Below are 12,208 nucleotides of genomic sequence, written 5' to 3' on the forward strand. Positions count from 1 at the left end.
CCATATTTGTATAACTTTATATTTTCTCTTATCTGTAATATATGACTGATATTGCGGATTTTATACTTTTATTTATAACCTGCTGCCTCTCAACTATACATAATCTTCTCGCTGTCAAAAATCTTTGCTAACCCGGCCGTCATAACCAGTGCATACAAAAGGTTTGCCACGATTGTTACCACAAAATTAACAGGCACAAGATCAAAGGAAAAAATTCCATTCATGCACTGTACACTGTTATAAAACGGGATCAGATACCAGTAAACCTCCTTCGGCGCACCATCCCCGAACATCGTCGACACACCGATCAGCATGACGACGATCATCAGAGGCGAAACCATCGTTCCTGCCTCTTTGACGCTCTTTGCCAGGCCGGACATCAGGGAGATTGCACCGATAATTACCAGAACCGTACTTAAAATGACAAATAGCAACAGTACATAATCCGTTCCACTGTAAACTGCAGCGCTCATCGCACCCGTCATACTGTCATCCTCAAGCGCCGCACCGCCCATCAGATTCGGAAGTGCCAGCATCGTGCCGATAAAGCTGGAAACTCCGCCCAAAAGTCCGATGACACTCAGACTTAAGACTTTTCCGACGGCAAGCTCGCTGCGTTTCATCGGTGTGACAAGCAGCGTTGCGATCGTTCCGCGCTCCTTTTCCCCGACGATGGATTCCGGGGCAACCGCCATACAGCCACTGAATAAAAATGACATCAAAAGCATCGGTAAAAGCATGGAAAAAAGCTGCGCGGAAGTATCTTTTTCCGTTGCAACATCATATTTCACACCTTCTTCGGCATTGATATCAAACTTATTTGCCAGAGAAGATTCATAATCATCAAAAACCTGATACATCTGATTGTAGATCGTCGACGATTCCGTCGAAACTGAATTATAGTACATGTTGATATCCGGTGCTGCCTGCGTGGTATCTAACGGATCATATGCAGCGACAGCCGCATCAAAATCCGACTGGAACACCATCAAAAGATCTGCTTCCTCCGCCTCGATCTTTTCTAAGACATCAGACTCTTTTTCTACTGTAATTTCCGTCACTTCCAGATCAGACTCTGTCTTTAAATAAGAAAACGCCTCCGGCAGATCCACCGTATAGATCTGATATACATAATCCTTCGAAGCGGCAAACTGCTTCATAATTCCCTGCCCCAGAAGCGTATACAAAATATAGATCATAAGCCCCGGCATTAAAATTGTGGTAAACACCAGTCTCTTATCTCCGAAAAAGCGGGCAAACTCTTTTTTCATGATTGCGATCATTTTTTTACTCATGCTATTTCACCTGCCGTTTCCCGATAGATTTCAAAAAACTTATCCTCAAGCGTCATTTCCGCAGTCACGTGAGAGAGCGTATCACACAAAACCATTTTCCCATCGATAATAATTCCAACACGGTCACATATTTTTTCAATCAGCGAAAAAATATGCGTTGAAACAATGATCGTTTTTCCTTCAACTTTCAGCTCCTGCAGAAAATCAGTCACCACCTTTGCCGTGATAACATCAAGTCCGTTCGTCGGCTCATCAAAAATAATGATCTGCGGATCATGTACCAGTGAAATGATCAATGAAACCTTCTGCTTCATACCGGTTGAAAGATTAGAAACTTTTACCTCTGCAAACTCATCCACACCAAACTTCTGAAACAGAAGCCGTTTTCTCTCATCCCGCTCTGCCGGATCAATACCGTATAATTCGGAGAAAAAATCAAACAGATAGTTCGGAGTAAAAAATTCTTCCAGTTTTAATTCACTCGTCAGAAATCCGATCTTTTTCCGAACACCGTTCGGATCTGTCACAATACTGCTTCCGTCAATCAGAGCATCACCTTTATCCGGTTTGATCAGCGTTGCTAACATGCGAAGCGTTGTTGTCTTTCCCGCTCCATTTGGCCCTAATAATCCAAAAACTTCCCCCCTGTAAGTACAAAAGGAAAGATCATCCACCGCAACCTTAACTTTGGCTGCGGTCTTTTCCAGTTTTTGTTGTTTCTTCGACAGATGAAATGTCTTAGACAATCCACTGACTTTCAATAATTCTTCCATAACCCTCTCCATAAAAACAAATGAATCATTCTGTCATCATCTATGCTGTTCCAGCAAAAATTTTTCAGATTGTTCCATCATCCATGCTATTTTCGATATCATCATAAATATCATCGTAAATATGATTGTAAATATCATCATAATTACTATACGATCCAAGACCGGTAAAGAAGATCAGAATATACAGAATGACCGATGCGATAAATCCGATTCCGCCTGTGATCAGACCAACGATCGCCATTCCTTTTTTATTTCCTTTTACAAGCTGTATGATACCAAAAATAATCGCAAGAATACCGGTGATCCAGCTGATACAGGTACAGAACAGCAAAGCCGTAATGATTCCAAGTACTAACGACGCAATACCAAAGCTTTCACTTTCTGACTTATTACTTCCATACCTGCCAGCCGGTTGTCCGTAATTATATTCTGCACTTCCGTTTGACTGTCCGTAATTATATTCCGCGCTTCCATTCGGCTGTCCATAGTTATAACCTGCACTGTCATTTGCCTGTCCGTAATTATAATTTGTACCACCGTTTCCATATGAAATATTTGTATAATACGGATTGTCTGCTGTATTCTTCTCTAAATTTACCCTTTGCGCATCATCAGTCATATTTTTCTCCAGGCTGACAGGATTCCCCTGATTTATATTCTGCTCATTTGTTCCATAATCCCAGTTATTTTCTTCACTCATATTCCCATTACCTCTTAATTAAATCCAACTACTTTCTGCGACAAACGATATGCAGCAACCGAGATCTTTCTGCCTCCCTTGCCCGGCAGATTCATTGCATTCCCCATGATTCCTGCACGTAAATGATGGAATAAACGGATATCGTGGTCTTTGATGTACTTCCAGAGTTCACGTTTTTTCAGGAGATTTTCCTCGGTGCCGGAGCGGATCAGCATGATCGTAGAAATAACTGTAATAATCTCTAAATAATTAAACATATAATGGCGCAGTTTGCGGTTTGGAATCTTCCAGAGATCAAACTCATCCACCATGATCTTATTTACCTTGATCTGCTGATCGATACGGCTGATCATCACCTTCTCATTGACTGACTGATCTTCCCTTCCGATAAAGTAACGGTAAAAATCGACATCCATATAATACAGCGTCTTTACGCTCGGCAATGGTTTGTACACATAAATATTATCCACATAAAAAGTATGTTTCGGCAGTTCCAATCCACATTCCCGCAACAGTTTTGTACGGTAAATCACAGAATGCATCAGGATATACTGGCCTTTTCGGAAGCGTGACACATCATTCCATGTAAAAATCTGGTCTTTCGGCAGGTTTGTGTAATGCATTACCTTTTTATGGCGTACACCTTCTTTTTCATAGACATAATTGGCAATAAACATATCAAGCGTCTGATTGCCGCCGGTCAGCTCACGAAGTTTATCTAAAATCTTCTTATAAGCCTCCCCATCTACCCAGTCATCGCTGTCTACCACTTTAAAATAAAGTCCTGTCGCATTGCGGATGCCTGCATTAACTGCTTCCCCATGTCCTCCGTTTACCTGATGAATCGCCCGGATGATCCCCGGATATTTTTTCTCATAAGCGTCTGCAATGTCTCCGGTACTGTCTTTTGATCCATCATCAATGATCAGTATCTCAACATCATCACCTCCCGGAAGCAGTGATTTGATACAGTTTTCCATATAATCCTGTGAGTTATAACATGGAATCGCAAATGTCAGTAATTTCATATATAAATCCTCCGATCAGTTTTTTGTATTTTCTGCCATGATCGCATCGGCAAGTTCCATCGCTTTTTTCGTCATCGCATCGATATTATAATATTTGTATTCTGCCAGTCGTCCAAGCAGATAAAAATGTGGCAGTCTGCCTGCAAGTGCATGATATTTTTCATACAGTTCCTGGTTTTTCGGTTCTAAGATCGCATAGTAAGGAATTTCTCCTTCCGCTCCTGTATAAGCAAACGGATACTCCTTCACGATCGTGGTTCCATCCGTGTCTTTTTGTCCGGTCAGATATTTAAACTCTGTAATTCTCGTAAAATCTTCGCTGACCGTATAGTTGACCACACTGTGTCCCTGATAAGATTCTTCATTATAATGTTCAAAATCGAATCTTAAGGAACGGTACGGAAGTCTTCCAAACTGACAGTCAAACAATTCATCCAGTGCACCTGTATAAATAACATCCCCATCAAACGGTCTTCCATCAAAATAAATCTGATCTTCCTCAAAACGTAGCCGTTCTTTGCAGTCAACACCTGTCTCAACCGTGATATTCTCATGATCTAACATACGCTCAAACATCGGTGTAAATCCTTCTTTGGGTACTCCCTGATATTTATCCTGGAAATAACGGTTATCATAGGAAACCAGCACCGGAACTCGTCCTGTTACTTCCGGACTGATATCCTCCGGTTTTTGTCCCCACTGCTTCATTGTATATTTTAAAAATACATTTTCATATACAAACTGTGCGATCTCACGAATATCAGGATCATCATTTTCACGTAATTTCATGATCGGTACACGGCTTCCCTCACCGTATGCAGCGATCAGTTTCTGCTCTAAGGCATCCGCTTTTTCCTTATCATATACCATATGAAGTGTATTTAAATTAAATGGAACCGGGATCAGACGATCTCCAACCTTTGCTACCACCTCATGCCCAAATGCATACCAGTCCGTAAATCTTGACAGATACTGATACACTTCCTCAATTCCTGTATGAAAAATATGTGGTCCGTAATTATGTATTAATATTCCATGTGCATCCGGCTCATCATAACAGTTGCCTCCGATATGACTGCGTCTCTCCAAAACCAGCACTTTCTTTCCGGCTTCTTCCGCAAGTTTTCTCGCACTGACAGCACCTGCAATTCCTGCGCCGATCACGATACAATCGTACATAAAATCCTCCTTGTTTTCCGATTTTCATAACATCATAGCCACTTTATTATACACATTTTCCCACTGCAAACCAATCAATTTTTTCTTTAGATATTCTTAATTCTTACCATATTCCGTAGTTGTTCATATTTTATTTACATATTTCTCACAAACAAGGCATACGACGGTCACAATTCCCCGGTATACTAAACTCAAAGTTAAGGCAACAAGTTAAAATTTTTCATAGAACTTTTTTTCATACCTGATGTAAGTCAGGCAGCCTTGCTTATCAGATAAGCAAGGTTCCTCCCAGCAAATAGTGAATCACTTCACTTTCCATACACACTCTTTTTCATAATGAATAGCCGGTGCTGTTGCACCGGCTCCCTCTTTTTTATCTGTTCTTTTCATTTCCAAGCAAAATATTCATATACTTTGCATAAGCAGCAAATGCAGATGGTATGGCGTATTTTTCTTTCGCATCTTCTGCATCCACAAATAATAATCCGTCTGTACCAATTTTTTTGCTCTGCACCTGTGGCTGCATTTCCGGTTCCTCCACACGGACCGCATATCCTGTCATATGCCATTCTATATGGGAAAAAATATGTTTTGCATCCCCCAACGGCTGAATACGGATCGGTGCATATCCCATCTCTTTTACCAGAGAAAGTACTTCCTCCTGCCCCAGATTTCCCTCAACATTTGGAAGTTCATACAGTCCTGCCAAAAGTCCCTTTCCAGGTCTTTTCCTGATTGCAACCTTTTGATCATCCCTTAAGATCAGAACCGTTTTTTTCTCGATCTTACGCGGTTTCGCCTTGCTTTTAACCGGTATCTGCTCTATCAGTCCCTGTTTTTTTGCCTCACACAGGTTTTCCCACGGACATTCTTCACATAATGGTGCACCGTTTGGCACGCAGACAGTTGCTCCAAGTTCCATAAGTGCCTGATTAAACGCACCGGCAAGGTTTCCGTGATATACCTGTGCCTTCAGATTCTCTGCATCCTCCATCCATGGGAATACATTTTTCTCATTTCTGTCACCAGTCCCATGCATCAGTTCTTCCAGCAATGCTTCCATCTCACTCCGGAAAGACTGTTTCATAATATCCGTATCATCTGCCGAAACGCGTGTTAAAACACGAAGCACATTCCCATCGACTGCCGGAACCGGGATTCCATATGCAATAGACGCAACCGCACCTGCTGTATAATGACCGATTCCTTTCAGTTTCAACAGTTTTTCATAATCTGCCGGAAGTTGTCCACCATAATTTTCCACGACTTCCACAGCAGCTTTCTGCATATTCCGGACACGGTTATAATACCCTAATCCCTCCCAGAGTTTTAAAAGTTCATCCTCCGGGCATACAGAAAGTGCACCTGCATCCGGCAATGCCTTCGTAAAACGTTCAAAATATGATTTTACTGCCTCCACTCTTGTCTGCTGGAGCATGATCTCTGAAACCCACACCCTGTATGGTGTCGGTTTTTCACGCCACGGCAGTATGCGGGCATGGCTTAAAAACCACTTTAATAATGGGGATACCAGTTGCTTTAAGTCGTAATCTTTTAACATGTATCTCTCAAACTTTCTTTTATAATATTCTTCATTTCTGTGCTCATTTTTACACAGTTCAGCACTTTACTTTAAGTCAAACCGGCTGACAAATACTGCGATCTTATCCAAACACTGCCGGATAATGTCTTTGGAATAAGCATAAGAACAGCGGATATAACCCTTTGCACAATTTCCAAATGCATCCCCCGGAATGACTGCTACTTTCTGCTCCTGTAACAGACGGTTACAAAATTCCATACTGGTAAGTCCTGTCTTTTTCACCGATGGAAATACATAAAATGCACCTTCCGGCTCTGTCACATCAAGTCCCATGTTCTGAAATCCGTCCACCATGATCTTTCGTCTCTCATCATATTCCTTCCGCATGACTTCGATCTCTTCGTCACGAACCGGACTTGTCAGTGCTTCAAGGGCTGCCACCTGTGAAGTCGTTCCTGCAGACATGGTTGTAAACTGATGGATCTTATTCATATGGAAAATGACTTCCGCCGGGCCTGCTGCGATACCCATGCGCCATCCTGTCATTGCAAATGCCTTTGAAAAACCATTTAATACCACACAGCGTTCATACATATCCGGCAGTGCTGCAATCGACGCATGCTTTTTGCCGTAAGTCAGCTCTGCATAAATTTCGTCAGTGATCACAAAAATATCATGTGCGATCACAACCTCACGGATTGCCTCTAAATCTTCTTTTTCCATGATCGCTCCGGTAGGATTGTTCGGAAATGAGATCAGCAGAACCTTTGTTTTATCCGTGATCTTTTCTTCCAGTTCTTCTTTTGTCAGACGGAATTTATTTTCTGCTTTTAATGGAATTGAAACCGGAACACCTCCACATAATTCCACACACGGAATGTAGGAAACATAACAAGGCTCCACAACCAGTACTTCATCCCCCGGATCTACCAGTGCACGAAGTGCCAGGTCTATTCCTTCGCTTGCCCCCATTGTGATCAATATCTCATCTTCCCTGTCATAATGAAGTCCGAACTTTTCCAGATATTCTGCAGCTGCCGCACGAAGCTCTACGGTGCCACGGTTGTCCGTATATTTTGTCTCTCCACTTTTTATAGAAGCGATCGCTGCCTTCCTGACATGTTCCGGTGTCGGAAAATCCGGCTCGCCGACACCAAGTGACAATGCTCCCTCCATCGTATTCGCAATATCAAAAAAGTCCTTGATCCCTGAATCCGGCATCTCCTTTACTACCTTAGATAAGTATGATTTGCTTGTGCCCATGGTTTTTCCTCTTTTCTGTATCTTTGTCAAAATATCATACCACCTATCATAGCACTTTTTCTACCGAATTTATAGTGAATTTTTCCCATAATCTATTGACAAATTCTAGGAAAAGCTGTACGCTATTAATAACGTATATTGTTAATTTTTTATCAAACTATTCAGGAGGGTTCCAAACGATGAGCGATTTTAACAATTTAAAACTGGAAGTTGCTGAGGAGATTGCAGTTCTTACAATTTCAAGACCAGCAGCATTAAACGCATTAAACAGCGAGACTTTAGACGAGTTAAACACAGCCTTAACTGAGATCGAGGCAAGAGACGACATCAAAGTTGTAATCTTAACAGGTGGTCCTGACAAGAAAGGCAACGAATTCAAATCTTTCGTAGCAGGCGCTGATATTTCTGAGATGGTAAACTTTACAGCAGCAGAGGCAAGAGCTTTCGGTATGAGAGCTTCCGTACCATTCTTCAAATTAATGAACATGCGTCAGGTAACGATCGCAGCTGTAAATGGTTTTGCACTTGGCGGTGGATGTGAGATCTCCATGGCATGTGATATCCGTATCGCATCTGACAACGCTACTTTCGCACAGCCAGAAACAGGTCTTGGAATCATTCCTGGATTCGGCGGTACACAGAGACTTGCCCGTTTAGTAGGCATGGGACGCGCAAAAGAGATGATCTTTACCTGTGATTCCGTTGATGCAGCAGAAGCTTACCGCATCGGTCTTGTAAACAAAGTAGTTGCTCCGGAAGAGTTAATGAACACAGCAAAAGCTATGGCAAAGAAAATCATCTCCAAAGGAAGCTATGCTGTTTCCGTTGCAAAAGCAGCTATCAACAACGGTTATGATATGGACATCAAGAACGCTGTTGAGATGGAAGCAAACTTATTCGGCGTAACCTGCTCTACCCACGACAAAAAAGAAGGTATGACTGCTTTCTTAGAGAGAAGAGCCGCTGATTTAACAGATTTCTAGGATTTTTCTAAAATATAAAAAGGCATTGGAGCTTAGATGCTTCCAGTGCCTTTTTTGTACTTCTGCTATTTTAATTTTGTAACATGTTCTTCCGGAATTTTGCCGGTGTACAGCCTTTTACCTGTATAAAACGGTTTACAAAATAATCCAGGTCACGATAACCCACATCTTCTGCGATCTGTGCGATCTTCTTATCTGTATGAAGCAAATAGTCTGCTGCCTGTTCCATTCGGTAATTATTTAGGTAGTCTTTGAATGACTGTCCGTATTTTTTTCGAAACAGCTGTCCTAAATATGCACTGTTGACATAATATTTTTCACTCAGACTTTTTAACGTGATATTTGATGCAAAATTTTCTTTCACTTCTTTTTCTACCATACTTAAGACACCTCTGGAAACATTTTTCCGAAGCTGTGAAAGATAGTCTGCATATTCACAGGCAAAACGTGTCAGGTGTGCCTTACTTCCTCTCTTTACCCCGGTCTCAAAGCTGCTTTCACTGATCAGCCTTAAGATTTTTTCCTGATTCACATCATCATCCTGCTCACAGGCAAGATGGATCAGCTGGAACAGAAGATAATTGATATTCAACGTCATTGTCTCACCGCAGATTCCCCTTTTTCCCATTTCTTCATAGAAATATTCCACCGCACTGCGGATTCCGACATGATTGTTCTGCTCAATCATTTTTAACAGCCCATCTAAACTTTCCTTACATAAAACAATACCATCCGGCGATACCTGAACTTCCTCTTCATAATAGTAAATCTGTTTTTTACTCCGGAATCCCTGAAAAGAACGAAGCATACAGGTATTGCCATATGACCTTGCTATATTACTGATGTCCTGTACTTTTTTCCCGACTAACATAATGACCGGCTGATTCATATTATTTTCCAGATACTCACGGAAATGTTCTAAATAATCCTGTTCTGACATCCCTGCTTTCTTTGCAACACGGTCAAAATATAAAAAACAAACATCATAGATTTTTTCATTTACCGATACATCAAACACGCATAAATCGGCATCTTCCTTTAAATATTCCATACACAGATGGTAAAGTTTTCTCTGTGCTACCCTCATTTCCTGATCGGACGTTTTTTCTTCATCAAAAATCTCTTCCATCTGGATTTCCACATAACGTACGCCTTTCGTACATTCCATATGCTCACGGACATATTCAAGATTAAGCTGGTCAAATTTTCCCTGGACAAGTGAAATAATATGTCTTGCCAGATATGCCTGTTTCATTTTTTTATTCTTTTCAATGTCCGACTTCTCCTGACTGCTTAAAGCCATCACCTTGTTTAACATCTTTAACAGGATCTCTCTGTCTACCGGTTTTAAAATATAATCTGTGCACCCATGCTGCATTGCCTGCTGTGCAAATCCAAATTCCGCATATCCACTTAAAACCACAAAACATGCATCAGAAATTGATTCTTTACGGATTTTCTCTAAAAGCTCTAATCCCGTCATCTGCGGCATCTTGATATCTGCAATGATCAGATCTGCTTTTTTCTTCTGTAAAAACTCCAATGCCTCAAGTCCATTTGCAGCCGTCCCTGCAATCTCAAATCCTTCCTGTTCCCAATCAATCAGATGCTTCAGTCCCTCTAAAATGAAGGGCTCATCATCAACCAGTAAAACCTTTAACATTTCCCTAATCCCCCTATACATACTGCAATGGTATCTGTATCAGAACCGTAGTTCCCACACCTTCTTCTCCGTCTAATTGAAACTCTACCTGATTTTCTGTAACCAGTTTAAGACGGACACAGGCATTTAAGATTCCAACTCTTCCATTGCTCTTTAACATTTCAATATTGGCACTATTCATTTTCTTCTCCAGTACTAAAATTTTCTCCTCTTCCATTCCGGTTCCCGTATCCTCAATTTCAATGTAAAGTTTTTCATCCTGTCTGTTTATTCTCACAAATATCCATCCCGGCGATGCTTTACCCTCAATCCCATGTACACAGGCATTTTCAACAAATGTTACAATCGTTAATTTAGGAATCCTGTATGTATCACACCCTTCCTCCACATCAATGCTGTAATTTAATCTGTCCCCAAACCGGTATTTCTGAAGAGCCAGATATGCTTTTACAAATTCGATTTCATCTGTAATGCTTACGGAATCATTTCCCCATTCCACATACTGTCTCTGCATGATGGCAAGTTTTGCCACCATATCTGCTGTCTCATTTTCATTTTTCAGAATACTGTGCATTCGGATACTCTCAAGAACATTAAACAGAAAATGTGGATTGATCTGGCTGTGCAGGGCTAAAAGCTCTGCATTTTTCTGTCCTACTAACATTTCCTGTTCCCGGATCTTATTTTTATATACTGTCTGGATCAGTTCATTCGTCCTGTCTACCATGCGGTTATAATTCCGTATCATGCTGCTGATCTCATCTTTTCCACCCTCATAATACATCGGGATCAAATGATCACTGTCCACGGACTTAAATACCCTGCTGAGTTCTGTGATCCTCTTCGTAAATGACCGGTTAAAAATCTGTACAAAACAAAATGGAAAAAGAGCATTTATCATAACAAGAAGCAGCAATATTGGCATTTCATTTTTAATGCCGTTCCAAAATCCATTCTCTGCTTTTTTTACATAAATCTGCAACTCTGTCCCATAAAAATTGAATGAATGTTTATATGCATCTTTCGTATTTCCCTCTATACTCTGAAATTCATTTCCATAACTTCCATAATTGCCATTAGAAAGAACAATCCGGTCACCCTCACATACCAAAACCTCATTATCATAATTCATGTTTCTGAGTATTCGTATCATACTATTATAATCAAATTCAATTTTCAGATATTTTTCCGTACCAGCATCATAAAAATCCATCTTCTGCAGATAGATGATCCTTCTTTCTTTTGTCATCTTCGAGCTGCTGTCATCATAGACAAAAAAGATTCCCTTGCTTTTTCCACTATCCTTTAAGAGCTGGTACCCCTGTGTCCCTTTTATTTTTTTCAGGCTGTTTACACGTCCGCCATTTACAATGGTATCATTGTCCGTATACAATGTAAAAACCATATTGTTCATTCCTAATGCATTTTCTAACAATGTATTACCAAAAAACTGCTGATAAGCCGAAACATATTCCGCAGAATCCGAATATTTTTTCGACAGAAAATTATTAAAGTCCTTATTTGTATAGATACTGTTTGCGATCTCCCGTACATTTCCAGCCATACTGCTGATACTGTATTCTACCGCATTTGCGATATTTGCCATCTCATGCACTTTGCGTTCCCTGTCAAATTTACCGACCATAAAAATGACTACACTATCCGTAATGATCAATGGAATCAGAACACATAAAATATAAAATATATAAAATTTCTTTTTGATCGTAAGATTATTCATATAATGATCTATCCGATTCAATAATTTTTCCATAAAAATACCC

At 40.6% G+C, this 12,208-nt stretch carries 10 protein-coding genes; 1 reads left to right on the top strand and 9 read right to left on the bottom strand.

The features are described from left to right. Positions 1-89: 89 nt before the first annotated feature. The 7 genes from DW650_RS14670 to DW650_RS14700 form a co-directional block, all read right to left on the bottom strand. A complete protein-coding gene (locus tag DW650_RS14670; protein WP_055194037.1) occupies positions 90-1,295 on the bottom strand; it encodes an ABC transporter permease in 1,206 nt (401 codons plus the stop codon). Continuing rightward, the gene (locus DW650_RS14675; protein ID WP_330414660.1) at positions 1,292-2,068 is read right to left on the bottom strand and encodes an ABC transporter ATP-binding protein; all 777 of its coding nucleotides are present in this window, start codon (positions 2,066-2,068) and stop codon (positions 1,292-1,294) included. Before DW650_RS14675 ends, DW650_RS14670 begins: the two co-directional genes overlap by 4 nt. A 64-nt stretch (positions 2,069-2,132) precedes the next feature. Further along, complete coding sequence (locus DW650_RS14680) at positions 2,133-2,768, bottom strand: DUF4190 domain-containing protein (protein ID WP_118210347.1); 636 nt, start codon at positions 2,766-2,768, stop codon at positions 2,133-2,135. 14 nt (positions 2,769-2,782) lie between these two features. Next, positions 2,783-3,796 (bottom strand): glycosyltransferase family 2 protein, encoded by a 1,014-nt coding sequence (locus DW650_RS14685; RefSeq protein WP_117921937.1) that lies wholly within the window; start codon positions 3,794-3,796, stop codon positions 2,783-2,785. 15 nt (positions 3,797-3,811) lie between these two features. Further along, positions 3,812-4,975, bottom strand: coding sequence for a UDP-galactopyranose mutase (gene glf / locus DW650_RS14690; RefSeq protein ID WP_118210348.1), 1,164 nt, complete (start codon positions 4,973-4,975; stop codon positions 3,812-3,814). 373 nt (positions 4,976-5,348) lie between these two features. Then, positions 5,349-6,536, bottom strand: a complete 1,188-nt coding sequence (locus tag DW650_RS14695) for an A/G-specific adenine glycosylase (protein ID WP_199654289.1) — start codon at positions 6,534-6,536, stop codon at positions 5,349-5,351. Between the two features lie 66 nt (positions 6,537-6,602). Next, on the bottom strand, positions 6,603-7,781 hold the full coding sequence (locus DW650_RS14700) for a pyridoxal phosphate-dependent aminotransferase (protein ID WP_118210349.1): 1,179 nt from the start codon (positions 7,779-7,781) through the stop codon (positions 6,603-6,605). A 179-nt stretch (positions 7,782-7,960) separates the two neighbouring features. On the opposite strand from DW650_RS14700, the gene DW650_RS14705 reads away from it, so the two are divergent. Beyond that, a complete protein-coding gene (locus tag DW650_RS14705; protein ID WP_117921934.1) occupies positions 7,961-8,764 on the top strand; it encodes an enoyl-CoA hydratase-related protein in 804 nt (267 codons plus the stop codon). A 70-nt stretch (positions 8,765-8,834) separates the two neighbouring features. Here the strand turns inward: DW650_RS14705 and DW650_RS14710 are convergent, their stop codons facing one another. Then, the gene (locus tag DW650_RS14710) at positions 8,835-10,427 is read right to left on the bottom strand and encodes a response regulator transcription factor (RefSeq protein WP_117921933.1); all 1,593 of its coding nucleotides are present in this window, start codon (positions 10,425-10,427) and stop codon (positions 8,835-8,837) included. 13 nt (positions 10,428-10,440) lie between these two features. Continuing rightward, positions 10,441-12,198: a sensor histidine kinase gene (locus DW650_RS14715; protein ID WP_118210368.1), complete on the bottom strand. Its 1,758-nt coding sequence runs from the start codon at positions 12,196-12,198 to the stop codon at positions 10,441-10,443. Positions 12,199-12,208 lie beyond the last annotated feature (10 nt).

It is taken from the genome of Roseburia sp. AM23-20, from assembly GCF_003470905.1.
Lineage (GTDB): Bacteria > Bacillota > Clostridia > Lachnospirales > Lachnospiraceae > Roseburia > Roseburia rectibacter.